Here is a 19,594-nt window from a genome sequence, read left to right on the forward strand (position 1 = left end):
CCATATCACCGACCGCGACGTACGTATTCTGCGCCAGACGCTGGATACGCGCATGAATCTGGAAATGGCGGTCACCGACGAAATGTTGGCAATCGCCGTCGAGACGAAGCCGCATTTTTGCTGCCTGGTGCCGGAAAAACGTCAGGAAGTGACTACTGAAGGTGGTCTGGACGTCGCCGGCCAGCGTGACAAGATGCGCGATGCCTGCAAGCGACTGGCTGATGCCGGAATTCTGGTCTCGTTGTTTATCGATGCCGATGAAGAACAGATTAAGGCTGCTGCGGAAGTTGGCGCGCCATTTATTGAAATTCACACCGGCTGTTACGCTGATGCGAAAACCGATGCGGAACAGGCCAGTGAACTGGCGCGTATTGCTAAAGCGGCGACTTTTGCTGCCAGCCTCGGCCTGAAGGTGAATGCCGGTCATGGCCTGACGTATCACAACGTTAAAGCCATTGCGCGGATCCCGGAAATGCACGAGCTGAATATTGGCCATGCCATTATCGGACGCGCGGTGATGAGCGGTCTGAAAGACGCCGTGGTGGAAATGAAACGCCTGATGCTGGAAGCGCGTGGCTAATGGCTATTCTGGGATTAGGCACGGATATCGTGGAGATTGCCCGCATTGAAGCGGTGATCTCCCGTTCCGGTGACCGTCTGGCAAGACGCGTGCTCAGTGACAACGAATGGGCAATCTGGGAGACGCATCAGCAGCCGGTGCGTTTTCTGGCAAAGCGCTTTGCGGTCAAAGAGGCGGCAGCAAAAGCCTTTGGGACGGGTATTCGCAATGGGCTGGCGTTTAATCAGTTTGAAGTCTTCAACGATGAACTCGGTAAGCCGCGTCTGCGGTTATGGGGGGAGGCGTTAAAACTGGCGGAAAAACTGGGTGTCGCGCATATGCATGTGACGCTGGCCGATGAGCGTCACTACGCCTGCGCCACGGTGATTATCGAGAGTTAGATTCTGTACGTTGCCGGATGGCGACGCGGTTAAAGTTTATCGGCGTGGTGCATCAGCACAAACTTATCCCACAACTGCTCTTCCGTTTCGACATGTGCCGGATCTTTCAAAATAGTATTGGGGATCGGGCACACCTTCTGGCAGGTTGGCGTGTCGTAATGGCCAACGCATTCCGTACATTTGTCGCTGTTAATCTCGTAAATGCTGTCACCCATCGAAATTGCCTCATTCGGGCATTCGGGTTCGCACATATCGCAATTGATACACTTTTTAGTGATTAACAGGGCCATCAGGAAACTCTCAAAACATCACAAATCGGGCGGGCATTATACGCGCATTCTTTGCTCAGACCAGTTTTTTTACCAGTGCTTCGCTGTGGCGAATGCGTTCCGGAGCATGTTCTAAATCTTGCTGAACCAGCGCCATAAACAGTAAATCCGTGAGCATCATCTGCGCGTGCGTCGATGAAATTGCCGCGCTGCGTGTTGCTTGTTCTTCGGCAATCGTATACAGGCAATGGCTTGCTCGCTGTTGCAGGGCGTTCGGTGTAAACCCAGTGATGGCGAGGATTTTCGCGCCGGTGCGCAACGTTTCATCCGCAGCCAGGTTGAGCTCGCGGCGCTCTCCGGTATACGAAATCGCCAACAGGAGATCGCCCGGCGAAAGCGCCTGTACCGTTGCCAGCAGGGCGTGCATATCGCGTTCCACTACCGCGTTAAAACCTATTTTCAACAGTTTCCAGGCAAAATTCTGTGCTACCAACCCCGATGCACCAATTCCGGTCAGGACAATGCGTCGGGCGGAGCGTAACAATGCGACGCTTTCCATCAGCTTTTCTTCGCTGTTGATATCCAGTGTGGCGTGCATGGCCGCCACGTTCTCCTGAATCAGTTTTTCACCCACCAGACGCATAGGGTCGTCGCCGCGAATCTGATTATGCACTGGGATAGAGTGGGGATTGGGATTACTGGCCAGTGCTTCACTGATCGCCAGTTTGAGTGCAGGAAATCCTTTGAAACCCATCTTTTGCGCGAACTTCACCACGCTGGACTGGCTGACGCCCGCTTCAAAGGCGAGTTGCTGTGAACTGAGATGACGCGCAGTATCCGGCTGTGCGAGGAGGTAATCCGCAAGCTTTTTATCGCTTTGCGCGAGGTCCGGGTAACGCTGACGAATGCGAATCAAACAGTTCATGCTGTCTCCTGGCGAAAACGTGATGGCGATTACAAAACAAAATTTCACTCGCCTGGGTGAATATTATATTCCATTATAACGGATTACTATGAATTAAAAATTCCTAAGGAACAAAAAATGAATCTCGGTGCGTTAGTGTCAGAAAGCCGCAATCCTCAGACCATGGATCTTGATGCGTTATCCACACTTGAGTTGGTTCATCGTTTTAATCAACAGGATACGCTGGTAGCCGTTGCTGTAAAAGCAACGCTGACTGAAGTTGCGCTTGCGGTCGATGCAGCGGCTGACGCGTTAAAAGCGGGTGGACGGATTATCTACATGGGGGCGGGGACCAGTGGGCGTCTTGGCGTACTGGATGCGTCTGAGTGCCCACCGACTTTTGGTGTACCGCATGGACGGGTTGTTGGCCTGATTGCTGGTGGGCCGGGCGCATTGCTGAAGGCCGTTGAAGGTGCAGAAGATAACCCGCAGCTGGGTGAAGATGATCTTCGTTCGCTCAACCTTACGGCTCAGGATGTGGTGGTGGGTCTGGCTGCATCCGGGCGTACACCGTATGTGATTGGCGGCTTGCAATATGCCCGTTCCGTTGGCTGCACCACGGTGGCGATTTCCTGTAATCCGGATTCCCCCATCGCGCGTGAAGCGGGCATCGCCATATCACCGGTTGTTGGCCCGGAGGCTCTGACAGGGTCAACGCGACTGAAGTCCGGTACTGCGCAAAAACTGGTACTCAATATGATTTCTACCGGCGCAATGGTGAAGTTTGGCAAGGTGTATCAGAACCTGATGGTGGATATGAAAGCGACCAACGTTAAGCTGGTAGACCGGGCTTGTCGCATGGTCGTGGAAGCTACCGGTATTGCGTATGACCAGGCGCAAGCTCTGCTGAAACAGACCGATTTTGATGTTAAGCCCGCCATTCTGATGGCTCTCACGGGGCTCGATGCCGCTGCAGCCCGCGAAAAGCTTGCCGCTCACCAGGGTTTTTTACGCGCGGCGTTAGAACACTAAGAGGTGTATATGGATAAGACGGCGGTGCTGGCCAGCGATATCCTGCTGGGCGTGGGCGGAGAGAAAAATATTCTGCGCCTGGAAAACTGTATGACCCGCGTCAGAGTGGAAGTACAGGATGACGCTCAGCTCGATATTTCCCGACTCAAGCAACTGCCGGGCGTTAGCGGCTACGTGAAGCAAGGGGCGCAGCACCAGATCATTGTCGGCCCCGGCAAAGCCGCGAAAGTGGTCGATGCCATGCGTTCCCTGATTGCCGATGGCGGCGAACGTTCCAATGTGGGGGATATTGAGCGAACAAAATCAGAGGCCAAAGCGAAGTACAAAGCGCCGATGAGTGACGCGCTACGCAAGCTGGCTAACGTTTTTATCCCGCTTATTCCGGCGTTTATCGCCTCCGGTTTGATTACCGGCATCATTAACATCCTTAAGCGACCGGATATCGTTGGGGATTTTGCGACCCACTATCCAAATATGCTTGGGCTGATGGGAATATTTGGCAGCGCCGTGTTTGCCATCATGAATATTCTGGTCGGAGTGAATACCGCCAAAGTATTTGGCGGTTCGCTGGCGATGGGCGGGGTGATGGCCGGTATTCTCTCCAGCCCGCAACTGGCGCAAATTACCTTGTTTGGCGAGGCATTGCAGCCGGGACGCGGTGGAGTGATCGCAGTGCTGCTGGTGGTGGCGTTGATGTGCTGGATCGAACGCAAATTCCGCGAAGTGCTGCCGGAGTCTCTCGAACTGATCCTCAATCCACTGCTGACCACCCTTATTACCGGGACAATCGCCATTGTGGCGCTGCAACCGCTTGGCGGCTGGATTTCTGAATCGATTGCTCACGGCGCATCCTGGGCTATCGATCGCGGCGGTTTCCTGGTGGGAGCCGTGCTGGCTGGGACTTTCCTGCCGTTGGTGCTCACCGGACTTCATCAGGGGTTGGTGCCGATCCACGTTGAACTGGTACAGGCGCATGGTTATAACGCGCTCTTTCCTATTCTGGCGATGGCAGGAGTGGGGCAAATCGGTGCGGCTATTGCGGTACTGATGAAAACCCGTAACGCACGGCTGAAAAAAGTGATTAAAAGCGCGCTGCCGGTTGGATTGCTGGGCATTGGTGAACCGCTGATTTTTGGGGTGACGTTGCCATTAGGCAAGCCGTTTATCGGTGCCTGTCTCGGTGGTGCAGTCGGTGGGGCGCTGATCAGCTACTGGAAGGTGGCGACGGTCATCACCTTTGGCATCTCGGGATTGCCGCTGGCACTGACGATTGTTGCCGGAAAAGTGATGTTCTATCTGTTAGGCTATCTGGTAGCGGTTATTGCCGGGTTCCTGTTTACCTGGCTATTGGGGTTCAACGATCCAGAGGAATAAGGTTTGACCAGTCACCAGCGTCGCGTTGTTTTTTTTGATTTGGATGGCACGTTACACCAGCAGGATATGTTCGGCAGTTTCTTACGTTTTCTGCTGCGTCGCCAACCGCTAAATGCGTTGCTGGTGCTGCCCCTGTTGCCAATTATTGCGCTGGCAATGTTAATTAAAGGGCGCGCCGCCCGCTGGCCCATGAGCCTGCTGTTGTGGGGCTGTACCTTTGGTCGCAGCGAAGCGCGTCTGAAAGCGCATCAGGCCGATTTTGTGCGCTGGTTTCGCGGGCATGTGACGGCATTTCCTGTCGTGCAGCAGCGTCTGACGACGTACCTGTTAAGCTCCGATGCTGATATCTGGCTTATCACCGGTTCTCCGCAGTCGCTGGTGGAGCAGGTTTACTTCGACACGCCGTGGCTACCGCGTGTCAATCTGATCGCCAGTCAAATGGCGCGGGGATACGGTGGCTGGGTATTGCCGCTACGCTGTCTGGGGCATGAAAAAGTCGCGCAACTGGAACGGAAGATTGGCGCACCGCTGTCTCTTTACAGCGGCTACAGCGACAGTAAGCAGGACAATCTACTGCTCTCTTTTTGCCAGCATCGCTGGCGCGTCACGCCGCGCGGAGAACTGCAACAACTCGAATAGAGTAAACGATAGCGTCTGTGTATAATGCGCCCGCTTTGATTACTGGAGTTACCCCTTTGTCTGAAGTTGAATTTAGCCACGAATACTGGATGCGTCATGCTTTAACGCTGGCTAAGCGCGCCTGGGATGAGCGTGAAGTCCCGGTGGGTGCGGTATTGGTACATAACAACCGCGTTATTGGCGAAGGCTGGAACCGACCGATTGGCCATCATGATCCTACCGCCCACGCTGAAATCATGGCGTTGCGCCAGGGCGGTCTGGTGCTACAAAACTACCGTCTGCTGGATGCAACGTTGTATGTCACACTGGAGCCGTGCGTGATGTGCGCAGGCGCGATGGTCCATAGCCGTATCGGTCGGGTGGTTTTTGGCGCACGCGATGCGAAAACGGGCGCTGCCGGGTCATTAATGGATGTGCTGCATCACCCTGGAATGAATCATCGGGTTGACGTGACCGAAGGGGTGTTACGCGATGAATGCGCCACGCTGCTCAGTGATTTCTTTCGCATGCGTCGGCAGGAAATCAAAGCGTTGAAAAAATCTGCCAATCAGTAAATACCAATCAGACTACTTGTCCTCTTTCTTCTGTGCTGAAAACAGCAGAGAAGGGGAGGGCGACAGATAGTTTGACGACGTCTGAGTCAGAAACGCTGAAAGCGGAAATTTATCTTTACCTAACAGCTCAGCCGGTGACACAGCCGGGTAATCCTGTGCCAGTTGCTGCGTTTCCTGCGCCTGTTTTTCTTTCTCCTGCAGATACCCCACCAGGCTAATCTGGTATTTACGGATGTTTTCCACATAGGCGTAGGCTTCGTGACCGCGCGCATAGCCATAGGTCAACTTGTTGTAATACGGCTTTTGGCTGAGCAGCGGCAGACGCTGTTTTACGTCGGACCAACTGTTCGGATTACCTTTGGTTTTCACCGTCAGCGCCCGGGCATCCAGCATGTGCGCATAACCCATGTTGTAGGCGGCAAGCGCAAACCAGATGCGTTCCCCTTCGGGGACGGTATCCGGCACTTTGCTCATCATGTCCTGCAAATACCGCGCGCCGCCGCTGATGCTCTGCTCGGCATCGGTACGGTCAGTTAGCCCGAGACTCTGGGCGGTATTTTTGGTCAGCATCATCAGCCCGCGTACACCGGTCGGGGAAGTCGCCTGCGCGTCCCAGTGTGACTCCTGATAGGATATTGCGGCGAGCAGTCGCCAGTCTATCTCCTGCGCATACTTCTCAAAAAGCGGCTTGAGGTCCGGCAACACGCTGTCTACGGCGCGCAAAAAGGTGCGGGTATCAACATAGTCAAAATCATCGCCATGCCCAAGGTACTTTTCTTCCAGTCGCGCAAGCGAGCCGTCTTCATTCATGGTATTGAAGAAATCCAGCAGGGCAGCAGACAGCGTATTGTCATCGTCCAGACGACTGAACCAGGTCACCGGCTGTTCGTCAGAGACGTCCAGCGCCACGGCCAGCTCAGGATGAACGCGCTGATATAAGCTGATGGCAACGGAATCGGCAATGGTGTAATCCAGCTTACCGGCGATGACATCATCAAGCAGTTCAGTGGTGCCCTTTTTCTCATCAACTTTCCAGCTCAGGTCCGGGTATTTTTTTTCTTTTAGCTGCTGGAGGTCGTTAACCACCACATGCCCCGGGGCGATAGTCAGTTGGTTTTCGTTCACGGTGGCAAGCGTACGCGGGCGGTATTGCCCAACCCGATACACCAGTTGTTGCGATACGGAATAGTAGGTCGGACCCGGCTGATAATTTTTAACGCGCTCGCTGTTATACACCAGACCAGCGGCTAACAGATCGGCATTACCGTTATCCAGGTCGTCAAAAAGCTGGCTGATGTTCTGGCGTACGGTGATTTTCAGCTTCACACCCAGGTAGTTGGCGAAGGCTTTGGTCAGTTCGTAATCCAGGCCAAACTTTTTCCCATTAAGCGCGGCGTAAGTGAGCGGTGAGTCGATGGTACTGACGCGCAGCTCTCCCCGCGACTGAATGGCGGCGATACGATTGTCGGCTTTACCGAACCAGGGGATAGATGGCCAGAGGGCCGCTGCCAACAACAGCGTCAAAATACCGATGAACAGATAATTAATCTTTAATTTTTTCAATTAGTTAATTCTCTGAACCGTACGTTGTCTCTGCGTGCTGTGGTATTGATTAAGAAGTGAAGTCGTCATTAATGAGCGGCATTTTGCTTAAACTTGCGCCAGTTGGCAACTTATTCAGAAACCAGACCGCATTTGATGATAAGAAGAGGCCGTGATTTTATTTCGACGCAAACGGTTTCGTCGGCGCGCCAGATTCTTTATAATGACGCCCGTTTCCCCCACTTGGGCACACCGAAAGCTTAGAAGACGAGAGACTTATGATGGAAATTCTGCGTGGTTCACCTGCACTGTCTGCATTCCGTATTAACAAACTGCTGGCACGTTTTCAGGCTGCCAACCTCCAGGTCCACAATATTTACGCCGAGTACGTCCATTTTGCCGATCTGAATGCACCATTGAATGAGGATGAGCGCGCGCAACTTGCACGTCTGCTGAAATATGGTCCTGCTCTTCACAGCCACGCCCCTGAAGGCAAACTGCTGCTGGTCACGCCTCGCCCGGGTACCATTTCCCCGTGGTCTTCTAAAGCGACTGATATTGCCCATAACTGCGGCCTGCAACAGATTAGCCGCCTGGAACGTGGCATTGCCTGGTATGTTGAGGCCTCCACGTTGACCGCTGAGCAGTGGCTGGCGGTTGCCGATATTTTGCACGACCGCATGATGGAAACGGTTTTCTCTGCGCTGAGCGATGCTGAAAAACTGTTTGTTCATCACCAGCCTGCGCCGGTTTCCAGCGTTGATCTGCTTGGTGAGGGACGCCAGGCGCTGATCGACGCTAACCTGCGTCTGGGCCTGGCGCTGGCGGAAGACGAAATCGACTATCTGCAGGATGCGTTCACCAAACTGGGACGCAACCCGAACGACATTGAACTGTACATGTTCGCGCAGGCTAACTCCGAGCACTGCCGCCACAAGATTTTTAACGCCGACTGGGTTATCGATGGTAAACAACAGCCTAAGTCGCTGTTCAAGATGATCAAGAATACCTTCGAAACCACGCCGGACCACGTGCTGTCTGCCTATAAAGACAACGCCGCGGTAATGGAAGGTTCTGAAGTGGGCCGCTATTTTGCCGATCACAAAACCGGCCGCTACGATTTCCATCAGGAGCCAGCCCACATCCTGATGAAGGTAGAAACCCATAACCACCCGACGGCTATCTCTCCGTGGCCAGGCGCGGCAACCGGCTCTGGCGGTGAAATTCGCGATGAAGGCGCAACCGGGCGCGGTGCAAAACCGAAAGCCGGGCTGGTAGGCTTCTCCGTCTCCAACCTGCGTATTCCTGGCTTTGAACAGCCTTGGGAAGAAGATTTTGGTAAGCCGGATCGTATTGTCACCGCACTGGATATCATGACCGAAGGCCCGCTGGGTGGTGCTGCGTTTAACAACGAATTTGGTCGCCCTGCGCTGACGGGCTACTTCCGCACCTATGAAGAAAAGGTCAACAGCCATAACGGCGAAGAGCTGCGCGGTTACCATAAACCGATCATGCTGGCAGGCGGGATCGGCAATATCCGTGCCGATCACGTGCAGAAGGGCGAGATCGTCGTTGGCGCCAAGCTTATCGTCCTCGGCGGTCCGGCGATGAACATCGGTCTTGGCGGTGGGGCTGCATCATCCATGGCTTCCGGTCAGTCTGATGCCGATCTTGATTTCGCTTCTGTACAGCGCGACAACCCGGAAATGGAACGTCGCTGCCAGGAAGTTATCGACCGTTGCTGGCAGATGGGCGATGCCAACCCGATTCTGTTTATCCATGACGTTGGTGCGGGCGGCCTGTCTAACGCCATGCCGGAGCTGGTCAGCGATGGCGGCCGCGGCGGTAAGTTCCAGCTGCGTGACATCCTCAGCGACGAGCCGGGTATGAGCCCGCTGGAAATCTGGTGTAACGAATCCCAGGAGCGCTATGTGCTGGCGGTTGCCGCCGATCAATTGCCGCTGTTTGACGAACTGTGTAAGCGTGAGCGCGCGCCGTATGCGGTGATCGGTGAAGCCACCGAAGAACAGCATCTGACTCTGAGCGATAGCCACTTCGACAATCAGCCGATCGACATGCCGCTCGATGTGTTGTTGGGCAAAACGCCGAAAATGACCCGCGATGTGCAGACGCTGAAAGCCAAAGGCGATGCCCTGAATCGTGGCGAAATCTCGATTGCAGATGCGGTTAACCGTGTGCTGCATCTGCCGACTGTTGCTGAAAAAACGTTCCTCGTGACTATCGGCGACCGTACCGTTACCGGTATGGTGGCGCGCGATCAGATGGTGGGGCCATGGCAGATCCCAGTCGCCAACTGCGCGGTCACTACTGCAAGCCTTGATAGCTACTACGGCGAAGCGATGTCTCTCGGCGAGCGCGCGCCAGTCGCATTGCTCGACTTCTCAGCCTCTGCGCGTCTGGCGGTCGGTGAGGCACTGACCAACATTGCGGCAACGCAGATCGGCGATATCAAACGCATTAAACTGTCGGCCAACTGGATGGCGGCTGCGGGTCACCCTGGCGAAGACGCCGGACTGTACGAAGCGGTAAAAGCCGTTGGAGAAGAATTATGTCCGGCGCTTGGCCTGACCATTCCGGTGGGCAAAGACTCTATGTCGATGAAAACCCGCTGGCAGGAAGGCAACGAACAGCGTGAAATGACCTCGCCGCTGTCGCTGGTGATCACCGCCTTTGCCCGCGTGGAAGATGTGCGCCACACGATTACCCCGCAACTGTCTACTGAAGACAATGCGCTGCTGCTGATTGATCTTGGCCTTGGCCACAATGCGCTGGGTGCGACGGCGCTGGCGCAGGTTTACCGTCAACTGGGCGATAAACCTGCCGATGTGCGTAACGTAGAGCAGCTGAAAGGCTTCTACGACGCCATTCAGGCGCTGGTGGCACAGCGTAAGCTGCTGGCCTACCACGACCGCTCCGACGGCGGCCTGCTGGTTACGCTGGCAGAAATGGCCTTCACCGGTCACTGCGGCGTTGAAGCAGACATCGGCACTCTGGGCGATGATCATCTGGCGGCGCTGTTTAATGAAGAGTTGGGGGCTGTCATTCAGGTTCGCGCCGCTGACCGTGAAGCGGTTGAGGCGTTGCTGGCTCAACATGGCCTGGCCGATTGCGTGCACTATCTGGGTAAAGCCGTGCAGGGCGACCGCTTCGTGGTCGAAGCCGATGGGCAGTCGGTGTTCAGCGAAAGCCGTACTACCCTGCGTATGTGGTGGGCAGAAACCACCTGGCAGATGCAGCGTCTGCGCGACAATCCAGAGTGCGCCGATCAGGAACATAACGCTAAAACCAACGATGCCGATCCTGGCCTCAACGTTAAACTGTCGTTTGATATCAATGAAGATGTTGCCGCGCCGTATATCGCCACCGGTGCGCGTCCGAAAGTGGCCGTGCTGCGCGAGCAGGGTGTGAACTCCCACGTTGAGATGGCCGCAGCTTTCCACCGTGCGGGCTTTGACGCTATCGATGTACACATGAGCGACCTGCTGGGCGGACGCATCGGCCTGGGTAACTTCCAGGCGCTGGTAGCCTGCGGCGGCTTCTCTTACGGCGATGTACTCGGCGCAGGGGAAGGTTGGGCGAAGTCAATTTTGTTCAACAACCGCGTGCGTGATGAGTTCGAAACCTTCTTCCACCGCCCACAAACGCTGGCACTCGGCGTGTGTAACGGTTGTCAGATGATGTCTAACCTGCGCGAGCTGATCCCAGGAAGCGATCTGTGGCCACGCTTTGTGCGTAACCACTCCGATCGCTTTGAAGCGCGTTTCAGCCTGGTCGAAGTGACACAAAGCCCGTCTCTGCTGCTTGCCGGTATGGTTGGGTCACAGATGCCAATCGCAGTTTCTCACGGCGAAGGTCGCGTAGAAGTGCGTGACGATGTACATCTGGCAGGACTGGAGAGCAAAGGGCTGGTGGCACTGCGCTACGTTGATAACTTCGGTAAGGTGACCGAAACCTATCCGGCTAACCCGAACGGTTCGCCAAACGGTATCACTGCTGTTACCACCGAAAATGGTCGCGTCACCATTATGATGCCGCACCCGGAACGCGTGTTCCGTACCGTGAGCAACTCCTGGCACCCGGAAAACTGGGGCGAGGATAGCCCGTGGATGCGTATCTTCCGTAATGCGCGTAAACAGCTCGGTTAATTGGCCTGCAATCATCAAGCCCCTCTTCGTGAGGGGCTTTTTTTATATCACAGGCCGGATAAGGCGTTTACGCCGCCATCCGGCAATAAACTCAGCGCTTATGCCACAAAATTAAAGTGTCGGGAAATCCCGACATTGGCAGGGTTGGCTTGTCGCCAAAAAGAGACACTTAATGATTTGATTTATAATGATTTTGTTTTTAAGTGCAGCGAGTGTTGCTGATTAGCGACAGAATGAACAAAAAACACTCAACTCTTATTTTTACACAATTATTCATATTTCTTATATTTATCATTGTGTTAATAAAGTGTTTTGAATGTTGGCACAGATGCTGCATAATATTAACCAGTGGCTCATTCACCTTCTTATGTCAGCCCCTTCGGGACGTGCTACATAAACTTCGAATGACGCACAACAAGGTGCCTGCCGTCCAACATCTGATATTAGCGAAGCTCATATCAACCTTCGGGCGAAACGTCGAGTTAGGCACCGCCTTATTCCATAACAAAGCCGGGTTAATCCCGGCTTTGTTGTATCTGACGTTCCCCTCAGTTAGCATCGTCTTATTCCCGTCCATTGAGAGTAACGCCTTGAAGCGCTGGTCTGTTTTCCCCCGATCCTTACGTCAGCTGGTGACACTGGCATTTTTGCTGATCCTGCTCCCTTTGCTCGTACTGGCCTGGCAAGCGTGGCAGAGCCTGAACGCCCTGAGCGCGCAGGCGGCGCTGACTAACAGAACCACGCTCATTGATGCCCGACGCAGTGAGGCAATGACCAACGCCGCGCTGGAGATGGAGCGTAGCTACCGACAGTATTGTGTGCTGGATGATCCGACGCTGGCAAAGGTTTACCAGAGCCAGCGTAAACGTTATAGCGACATGCTGGATGCGCATGCGGGCGTGTTGCCGGACAACAAGCTCTACCAGGCGTTGCGGCAGGATCTCAACGATCTCGCCCAATTGCAGTGTAATAACAGTGGTCCTGACAGCCAGGCGGCAGCCCGCCTGGAAGCCTTCGCTAATGCGAATACCGACATGGTGCAGGCCACACGTACCGTGGTCTTTTCGCGTGGTCAGCAGTTACAACAAGAAATTGCCGAACGAGGTCAGTTCTTTGGCTGGCAGGCGCTGGTGCTGTTTCTCGTTAGTCTGGCGATGGTGCTGCTGTTTACCCGAATGATCATCGGTCCGGTAAAGGGCATCGAGCGGATGATTAACCGTCTGGGGGAAGGGCGCTCGCTGGGTGATAGCGTATTATTTACCGGGCCCCGGGAGCTGCGGTCCGTGGGGCAGCGCATTATCTGGTTGAGTGAACGTCTCTCCTGGCTTGAGTCGCAACGGCATCAGTTTTTACGCCATCTTTCCCATGAGCTGAAAACACCGCTTGCGAGCATGCGCGAAGGTACCGAATTGTTAGCCGATCAGGTAGTTGGCCCGTTAACGCCGGAGCAAAAAGAGGTAGTCGGGATTCTGGATGACAGCAGCCGTAATCTGCAAAAGTTGATTGAGCAATTGCTTGATTACAACCGCAAGCTGGCGGATGACGAGGTTGAGCTTGAAACTGTAGAAATCGCGCCGCTGGTGGAAAGCGTGGTTTCAGCACATAGCCTGCCTGCTCGCGCCAAAATGATCCATACTGATGTTGCGCTGGCGGCGAACGCTTGTCTGGCCGAACCCATGCTGTTAATGAGCGTGCTGGACAATCTTTATTCCAATGCGGTGCACTATGGCGCTGAATCCGGTAACATTTGGATCCGCAGCAGTTTGCATGGCTCAACGGTATATATTGATGTCATAAATACCGGCACACCGATTCCAGAAGCAGAACAGGCGATGATCTTCGAGCCTTTTTTCCAGGGCAGCCATCAGCGAAAAGGGGCAGTCAAAGGAAGCGGGTTGGGGCTGAGCATAGCCAGAGACTGTATCCGCCGTATGCGGGGAAAACTGTATCTGGTTGATGAGCATGCGCAAAGCGTTTGTTTCCGCATAGAACTGCCGCTATCTGCATCGAAAAACCACTAAAATGAACCTAAGTCTGGTGAGTATGCCACACGTTGTTGCCCGAATGCTTAAACGAGATTTTATTCGCCGCGTCTTACTCGCAAGTCTGCCATGCCTGGCGCTGGTCGGCTGCGTTCCAAATGCGGTGAATCACATTATCGGCGATCCTTCGCAGGAGAAAATCCCGCCGCATCAACTCGCTGATTACCTTGCCACCGAATGTACGGATATCTGGTCGCTAACGGGTCAGTCCACGGATACCAACCCGTTGTATTGGCTGCGGGCGATGGATTGCGCCGATCGCATGATGCCAGTGCAGGCGCGCAGTGAAGCCAGTAGCCAACTTACGGATACCTGGCAGGGCGCTTTTAAGCGTGGGATCCTGCTCGATAACGCCCGTATTACCCCGCCTGAACGGCGGGAGGTCGTTACGCGTCTCGACGCGTTAAGTCCACAAATTCCGACTCAGGTTCGACCGCTTTATCAGGCCTGGTTCCGTAACCAAATGTTGCAGTTACAGCTTGCCGAAGAACGCATGCGTTACAGTAAGCTCCAGCAGTCGTCAGATAGCGATCTCGATACGCTGCGTCAGCAGCAACAGCATTTGCAGAGTCAGCTCGATCTCACCACCCGTAAGCTGGAAAATCTGACCGATATTGAACGACAACTGTCCACCCGTAAACCTGCCGGCAGCTATAATCCCGATGCGTTGCACGGTACTGATAAACTCACGACGCCCGATGATGGGGAGGCCATGCCATGATAAGCCGCAAGCCCGCGCATCTGCTGCTCGTCGATGACGATCCGGGGCTGTTGAAATTGCTCGGTATGCGACTGACCAGCGAAGGTTACAGCGTCGTAACCGCAGAAAGTGGGCAGGAAGGATTACGGGTACTGAATCGTGAAAAAGTGGATCTGGTCATTAGCGACCTGCGCATGGACGAAATGGACGGCATGCAGCTGTTCACTGAAATCCAGAAAGTGCAGCCGGGGATGCCGGTTATCATCCTGACAGCGCACGGCTCCATTCCTGATGCTGTCGCGGCAACGCAGCAGGGTGTTTTCAGCTTTCTCACCAAGCCGGTCGATAAAGATGCGCTCTACAAAGCGATTGACGGTGCGCTGGAACAGTCCGCGCCTGCTACCGATGACAGCTGGCGTGAATCAATTGTTACCCGTAGCCCGTTAATGTTGCGTTTGTTAGAACAGGCGCGGATGGTCGCGCAATCGGATGTCAGCGTATTGATCAATGGTCAGAGCGGCACCGGGAAAGAGGTGTTTGCCCAGGCGATTCACAACGCCAGCCCGCGCAGCCACAAGCCCTTTATTGCCATTAACTGTGGCGCGTTGCCGGAACAACTGCTGGAGTCTGAACTGTTTGGCCATGCGCGCGGCGCTTTTACCGGCGCGGTGAGTAATCGTGAAGGGCTGTTTCAGGCTGCGGAAGGCGGGACGCTGTTTCTCGATGAGATTGGCGATATGCCAGCACCGTTACAGGTGAAACTGCTGCGCGTATTGCAGGAACGAAAAGTCAGACCGTTGGGCAGTAACCGCGATATCGACATTGATGTGCGGATCGTTTCTGCGACCCACCGCGATTTACCCAAAGCGATGGCTCGGGGCGAATTTCGCGAGGATTTGTACTATCGCCTCAACGTGGTGAGTCTGAAGATCCCGGCGCTGGCGGAGCGTACGGAAGATATTCCGCTGCTGGCGAACCATCTGCTGCGCCAGTCTGCTGAACGGCACAAACCGTTCGTACGCGCCTTTTCAACCGATGCCATGAAGCGGTTAATGACCGCCAGCTGGCCGGGCAACGTGCGTCAGTTGGTCAACGTAATTGAGCAGTGCGTGGCGTTGACCTCTTCGCCAGTGATCAGCGACGCGCTGGTGGAGCAGGCGCTGGAAGGGGAAAACACCGCGCTGCCGACATTTGTTGAGGCGCGTAACCAGTTTGAGCTCAACTATCTGCGTAAGCTGCTGCAAATCACCAAGGGCAATGTGACTCACGCAGCAAGAATGGCGGGGCGAAACCGCACCGAATTCTATAAGTTGCTTTCTCGACACGAGCTGGATGCAAACGATTTCAAAGAATAAATCTGCGGATTATGTTAGCTTTATTCGATCAAAAGACAGGCGACCTTTTCAAGGAATAGCATGAAAAAGATTGATGCGATTATTAAACCCTTCAAGCTGGACGACGTCCGCGAAGCGCTGGCGGAAGTCGGTATCACCGGGATGACGGTAACGGAAGTGAAAGGCTTTGGCCGTCAGAAAGGCCATACCGAGCTGTACCGTGGCGCGGAATATATGGTGGATTTTCTGCCGAAGGTAAAAATTGAAATTGTGGTTACCGACGACATCGTCGATACCTGCGTCGACACCATTATTCGTACTGCCCAGACCGGCAAAATCGGCGACGGTAAGATTTTTGTCTTTGATGTCGCGCGCGTTATTCGTATTCGTACCGGTGAAGAAGACGACGCGGCAATCTAAGCCGCGCCTTGCTTGCCGGATGGCGGTGTAAACACCTTATCCGGCCTACAATATCTCGTAGGCCTGATAAGCGCAGCGCCATCAGGCATAACGTAATTACAGAACTTTATGCGGACCGAAGCATTCGTAATGAATGTTCTCGTTTTTCACGCCCAGGCCGACCAGCTGCTTTGCGGCAAACTGCATAAAGCCAACCGGACCGCACAGATAAAACTGCATCGCCGGATCGCTGATTGCGCTTTCCAGTTTGTTCAAATCCATCAGACCTACACTATCAAACGCGCCTTTCGCGCGATCGGCTTCGGTTGGCTCACGATACCAGGTGTGTGCACTAAAGCGTGGCAGCGTTTTGCCGAGTTCATTTACTTCATCAGCGAAGGCATGGACATCACCGTTTTCAGCCGCATGGAACCAGTTAACCTGCGCCGTATGCTTCGCTTTCGCCAACGTGTCCAGCATCGCCAGCATTGGGGTCTGACCTACGCCTGCGGAAATCAGAGACACAGGGGTATCGGTCGCGACGTCCATAAAGAAATCGCCCGCAGGTGCGGCTAAGTGAACAACGTCGCCAACATTTGCATGGTTGTGCAGCCAGGTGGAAACCTGACCACCGTCTTCACGCTTAACGGCAATCCGATAGCCTTTGCCATCAGGTTTACGGGTCAGTGAGTACTGACGAATTTCCTGATGCGGGAAACCTTCCGGCTTCAGCCAGACGCCCAGGTATTGCCCCGGATGATATTCAGCTACTGCGCCACCGTCGACAGGCTCAAACTCAAAGCTGGTAATCAGTGCACTTCGCGGCGTTTTTGCCACGATGCGGAAAGGACGGGTACCTTCCCAGCCGCCATTTTTATTGGCATTTTCGCTATAGATTTGTGCTTCACGGTTGATGAAAACGTTCGCCAGTACGCCATACGCTTTACCCCACGCATCCAGGACTTCCTGGCCTGGGCTGAACATTTCGTCCAGCGTTGCCAGCAAATGACCACCCACGATGTTGTACTGCTCTGGTTTAATCTGGAAACTGGTATGCTTCTGCGCGATTTTCTCAACCGCCGGCAACAGCGCCGCCAGATTTTCGATATTGCTGGCATACGCGGCAATCGCGTTAAACAGCGCCTCGCGCTGATCGCCATTACGCTGGTTACTCATGTTGAAAATTTCTTTCAGCTCTGGGTTATGCGTAAACATGCGATCGTAGAAATGGGCAGTCAGCTTCGGACCTGTTTCAACCAGCAGGGGAATGGTGGCTTTCACTGTAGCGATGGTTTGTGCGTCAAGCATACGGTCTTCCTTTATCTGAGACTTTAATGATGTATGTCAAATACATCTTATAAAAAATACCCCTGCATTGTAAATGGTTCTTTGTAACTTTGCGTTGTAAAGGTTACATCGTGAAAAATCTGCATCACAAACCTGAAAAGAAATCCGTTGAAATTCAGCAGACCTTTGTTCTCCAAAGCCTTGCGTGCCGTGAAGGTAATCGTTTGCGTAAAATCCTTTGTCAAGACCTGTTATCGAAGAATGATTCGGTTATACTGTTGGCCGAAGTCCTAGGGACTGCCTTTTTAGGCCGAAATTCTATTGTTAGCTGAGTCAGGAGATGCGGATGTTAAAGCGTGAAATGAACATTGCCGATTATGATGCCGAACTGTGGCAGGCTATGGAGCAGGAAAAAGTACGTCAGGAAGAGCACATCGAACTGATCGCCTCCGAAAACTACACCAGCCCGCGTGTTATGCAGGCGCAGGGTTCTCAGCTGACCAACAAATATGCTGAAGGTTATCCGGGCAAGCGCTACTACGGCGGTTGCGAGTACGTTGATATCGTTGAGCAACTGGCTATCGATCGTGCCAAAGAGCTGTTTGGCGCTGACTACGCTAACGTACAGCCGCACTCTGGTTCTCAGGCTAACTTCGCTGTTTACACCGCTCTGCTGCAACCGGGCGATACCGTTCTGGGTATGAACCTGGCACAAGGCGGCCACCTGACTCACGGCTCCCCGGTTAACTTCTCCGGCAAACTGTACAACATCATCCCTTACGGTATTGATGAGTCCGGCAAAATTGACTACGAAGACATGGCGAAGCAGGCCAAAGAGCACAAACCGAAGATGATCATCGGTGGCTTCTCTGCTTACTCCGGCGTTGTTGACTGGGCAAAAATGCGTGAAATCGCCGACAGCATCGGCGCATACCTGTTCGTCGATATGGCGCACGTTGCGGGTCTGATTGCCGCAGGCGTTTATCCGAACCCGGTTCCACACGCACACGTTGTCACCACCACCACCCACAAAACTCTGGCGGGTCCGCGCGGCGGCCTGATCCTGGCGAAAGGCGGTGACGAAGAGCTGTACAAAAAACTGAACTCTGCGGTGTTCCCAAGCGCGCAGGGCGGCCCGCTGATGCACGTGATCGCGGCGAAAGCTGTGGCGCTGAAAGAAGCGATGGAGCCTGAGTTCAAGGTTTACCAGCAGCAGGTTGCTAAAAACGCCAAAGCGATGGTGGAAGTGTTCCTGAACCGTGGCTACAAAGTGGTTTCTGGCGGAACTGAAAACCACCTGTTCCTGCTGGATCTGGTTGATAAAAACCTGACCGGTAAAGAAGCTGACGCTGCGCTGGGCCGTGCTAACATCACCGTCAACAAAAACAGCGTGCCGAACGATCCGAAGAGCCCGTTTGTGACTTCCGGTATCCGTATCGGTTCTCCGGCAATCACTCGCCGTGGCTTCAAAGAAGCGGAAGCGAAAGAGCTGGCTGGCTGGATGTGTGATGTGCTGGACAACATCAATGACGAAGCCGTAATCGAGCGCGTCAAAGGTAAAGTTCTGGATATCTGCGCACGCTTCCCGGTTTACGCGTAAGCCATACTGATTGCCGGATGACGGTGTAAACACCTTATCCGGCCTACAGGTAACTCACATGTAGGCCGGATAAACGAAGTGCCATCCGGCAGTTATATCGACTTAAGCAAGATTGTTTCATCGACTAAAGCCGCCATGGGTGGCTTTTTCTTTGCCTGAATCCATTTTCTCAGTAAACGTATTTCTCGGCCCTGATTCAACGTTACTGCGCCGACAATCACGCCATCCTGCAGGTTAAACCATATCGCTTTCTGCGCATCAGCATCGCCGCGTACAAGCCAGCTATCTCCCTGCATTTCGCCAATAAACTGCAAATTATCCTGGTATTGGTCAGTCCAGAACCAGCCTGGTGTCTTCTCCGGCAACGGCGAATTAAGCATTGCGGCAGCGGCAATTTGTGCCTGGATATTGGCATTTTCCCAGCTTTCTACACGCGCCAACGAACCGTCGGGCTGATGCGTCAGCGCAACGTCACCGGCGGCGAAAATGTCCGGGGCGGCGGTGGTGCAGGTGGTATCAACAATAATACCGTTTGCCGTCTCCAGACCGGCGTCGCGGGCCAGCGCATCATTCGCCACGATACCGATGCCATAGATCACCGTATCAGCGGTGAGAGTTTCGCCGTTTTGCAGCGTCAGTGAGAGAAACTCTCCCGCTTCGGCGTGTTCAATGGCGCTGTTGAGTAACACCCGTACGCCCGCCTGCTGGTGGCGGGCAAGCAGGTAGTCGCGCACCGGAGCAGGCGCATTGCGGCCCATCACCGTTGGCGCCTGCTCCACTACGGTTACCCGG

General features: G+C 54.2%; 17 protein-coding genes. 12 read left to right on the forward strand and 5 right to left on the reverse strand.

The features are described from left to right. Together pdxJ and acpS are read left to right on the forward strand one after the other, a co-directional pair. The coding region (pdxJ, locus tag FDX03_RS03520) for a pyridoxine 5'-phosphate synthase (protein WP_249356980.1) at positions 1 to 580 on the forward strand (580 nt) is incomplete at its 5' end. Beyond that, positions 580 to 960 (forward strand): holo-ACP synthase, encoded by a 381-nt coding sequence (gene acpS / locus FDX03_RS03525; protein ID WP_003037588.1) that lies wholly within the window; start codon positions 580 to 582, stop codon positions 958 to 960. The genes pdxJ and acpS, both read left to right, overlap by 1 nt. Positions 961 to 989: 29 nt before the next feature. On the opposite strand, the gene FDX03_RS03530 is transcribed toward acpS, so the two are convergent. Together FDX03_RS03530 and FDX03_RS03535 are read right to left on the reverse strand one after the other, a co-directional pair. Next, positions 990 to 1,250, reverse strand: a complete 261-nt coding sequence (locus FDX03_RS03530; protein WP_003037590.1) for a YfhL family 4Fe-4S dicluster ferredoxin — start codon at positions 1,248 to 1,250, stop codon at positions 990 to 992. A 55-nt stretch (positions 1,251 to 1,305) separates the two neighbouring features. Then, positions 1,306 to 2,154 (reverse strand): MurR/RpiR family transcriptional regulator, encoded by an 849-nt coding sequence (locus tag FDX03_RS03535; RefSeq protein ID WP_048210891.1) that lies wholly within the window; start codon positions 2,152 to 2,154, stop codon positions 1,306 to 1,308. Positions 2,155 to 2,271: 117 nt separating this feature from the next. On the opposite strand from FDX03_RS03535, the gene murQ reads away from it, so the two are divergent. From murQ to tadA, 4 genes are read left to right on the forward strand one after another with little or no spacing between them, the layout of a single operon-like run. Continuing rightward, entirely contained in the window at positions 2,272 to 3,165 is an 894-nt protein-coding gene (gene murQ, locus FDX03_RS03540; RefSeq protein ID WP_137345482.1) for an N-acetylmuramic acid 6-phosphate etherase, read from the forward strand. A gap of 9 nt (positions 3,166 to 3,174) precedes the next feature. Beyond that, positions 3,175 to 4,539: a PTS transporter subunit EIIC gene (locus FDX03_RS03545; protein WP_048210893.1), complete on the forward strand. Its 1,365-nt coding sequence runs from the start codon at positions 3,175 to 3,177 to the stop codon at positions 4,537 to 4,539. 3 nt (positions 4,540 to 4,542) lie between these two features. Beyond that, positions 4,543 to 5,178: a phosphatidylglycerophosphatase C gene (gene yfhb, locus FDX03_RS03550; RefSeq protein ID WP_137345483.1), complete on the forward strand. Its 636-nt coding sequence runs from the start codon at positions 4,543 to 4,545 to the stop codon at positions 5,176 to 5,178. 17 nt (positions 5,179 to 5,195) lie between these two features. After that, positions 5,196 to 5,732 carry a tRNA adenosine(34) deaminase TadA gene (gene tadA, locus FDX03_RS03555; RefSeq protein ID WP_101742030.1) on the forward strand — a complete coding sequence of 179 codons (537 nt, stop codon included), beginning with the start codon at positions 5,196 to 5,198 and terminating at the stop codon, positions 5,730 to 5,732. Between the two features lie 12 nt (positions 5,733 to 5,744). On the opposite strand, the gene mltF is transcribed toward tadA, so the two are convergent. After that, on the reverse strand, positions 5,745 to 7,295 hold the full coding sequence (gene mltF, locus FDX03_RS03560) for a membrane-bound lytic murein transglycosylase MltF (RefSeq protein ID WP_137345484.1): 1,551 nt from the start codon (positions 7,293 to 7,295) through the stop codon (positions 5,745 to 5,747). Positions 7,296 to 7,552: 257 nt separating this feature from the next. On the opposite strand from mltF, the gene purL reads away from it, so the two are divergent. The 5 genes from purL (at position 7,553) to glnB (ending at position 15,936) form a co-directional block, all read left to right on the forward strand. Further along, on the forward strand, positions 7,553 to 11,440 hold the full coding sequence (gene purL, locus FDX03_RS03565) for a phosphoribosylformylglycinamidine synthase (protein WP_137345485.1): 3,888 nt from the start codon (positions 7,553 to 7,555) through the stop codon (positions 11,438 to 11,440). A gap of 590 nt (positions 11,441 to 12,030) precedes the next feature. Beyond that, the gene (gene qseE / locus FDX03_RS03570) at positions 12,031 to 13,461 is read left to right on the forward strand and encodes a two component system sensor histidine kinase QseE/GlrK (RefSeq protein WP_115602391.1); all 1,431 of its coding nucleotides are present in this window, start codon (positions 12,031 to 12,033) and stop codon (positions 13,459 to 13,461) included. 22 nt (positions 13,462 to 13,483) lie between these two features. Next, on the forward strand, positions 13,484 to 14,203 hold the full coding sequence (gene qseG, locus FDX03_RS03575) for a two-component system QseEF-associated lipoprotein QseG (protein WP_061068356.1): 720 nt from the start codon (positions 13,484 to 13,486) through the stop codon (positions 14,201 to 14,203). Next, the gene (gene glrR / locus FDX03_RS03580; RefSeq protein ID WP_305764056.1) at positions 14,203 to 15,537 is read left to right on the forward strand and encodes a two-component system response regulator GlrR; all 1,335 of its coding nucleotides are present in this window, start codon (positions 14,203 to 14,205) and stop codon (positions 15,535 to 15,537) included. The genes qseG and glrR overlap by 1 nt, the downstream gene beginning before the upstream one ends. Positions 15,538 to 15,597: 60 nt before the next feature. Further along, complete coding sequence (glnB, locus tag FDX03_RS03585) at positions 15,598 to 15,936, forward strand: nitrogen regulatory protein P-II (protein ID WP_002914032.1); 339 nt, start codon at positions 15,598 to 15,600, stop codon at positions 15,934 to 15,936. 96 nt (positions 15,937 to 16,032) lie between these two features. Here the strand turns inward: glnB and hmpA are convergent, their stop codons facing one another. Further along, positions 16,033 to 17,223, reverse strand: coding sequence for an NO-inducible flavohemoprotein (gene hmpA, locus FDX03_RS03590; RefSeq protein WP_003037624.1), 1,191 nt, complete (start codon positions 17,221 to 17,223; stop codon positions 16,033 to 16,035). A 325-nt stretch (positions 17,224 to 17,548) separates the two neighbouring features. Here hmpA and glyA point away from each other — a divergent pair, with 325 nt between their 5' ends. After that, positions 17,549 to 18,802 carry a serine hydroxymethyltransferase gene (gene glyA, locus FDX03_RS03595; protein WP_003037627.1) on the forward strand — a complete coding sequence of 418 codons (1,254 nt, stop codon included), beginning with the start codon at positions 17,549 to 17,551 and terminating at the stop codon, positions 18,800 to 18,802. 92 nt (positions 18,803 to 18,894) lie between these two features. On the opposite strand, the gene FDX03_RS22975 is transcribed toward glyA, so the two are convergent. Further along, the coding region (locus FDX03_RS22975) for an FAD-dependent oxidoreductase (RefSeq protein WP_249356981.1) at positions 18,895 to 19,594 on the reverse strand (700 nt) is incomplete at its 5' end.

It is taken from the genome of Citrobacter sp. wls827 (assembly GCF_005280875.1).
Taxonomy (GTDB): Bacteria; Pseudomonadota; Gammaproteobacteria; order Enterobacterales; family Enterobacteriaceae; genus Citrobacter; species Citrobacter youngae.

Bases quoted from the DNA above. Each gene is read 5' to 3' on its own strand.
- acpS (WP_003037588.1), top strand. From the start codon at position 580: ATGGCTATTCTGGGATTAGGCACGGATATCGTGGAGATTGCCCGCATT.
- FDX03_RS03530 (WP_003037590.1), bottom strand. From the start codon at position 1,250: ATGGCCCTGTTAATCACTAAAAAGTGTATCAATTGCGATATGTGCGAA.
- FDX03_RS03535 (WP_048210891.1), bottom strand. From the start codon at position 2,154: ATGAACTGTTTGATTCGCATTCGTCAGCGTTACCCGGACCTCGCGCAA.
- murQ (WP_137345482.1), top strand. From the start codon at position 2,272: ATGAATCTCGGTGCGTTAGTGTCAGAAAGCCGCAATCCTCAGACCATG.
- FDX03_RS03545 (WP_048210893.1), top strand. From the start codon at position 3,175: ATGGATAAGACGGCGGTGCTGGCCAGCGATATCCTGCTGGGCGTGGGC.
- purL (WP_137345485.1), top strand. From the start codon at position 7,553: ATGATGGAAATTCTGCGTGGTTCACCTGCACTGTCTGCATTCCGTATT.
- qseG (WP_061068356.1), top strand. From the start codon at position 13,484: ATGCCACACGTTGTTGCCCGAATGCTTAAACGAGATTTTATTCGCCGC.
- glnB (WP_002914032.1), top strand. From the start codon at position 15,598: ATGAAAAAGATTGATGCGATTATTAAACCCTTCAAGCTGGACGACGTC.
- hmpA (WP_003037624.1), bottom strand. From the start codon at position 17,223: ATGCTTGACGCACAAACCATCGCTACAGTGAAAGCCACCATTCCCCTG.
- glyA (WP_003037627.1), top strand. From the start codon at position 17,549: ATGTTAAAGCGTGAAATGAACATTGCCGATTATGATGCCGAACTGTGG.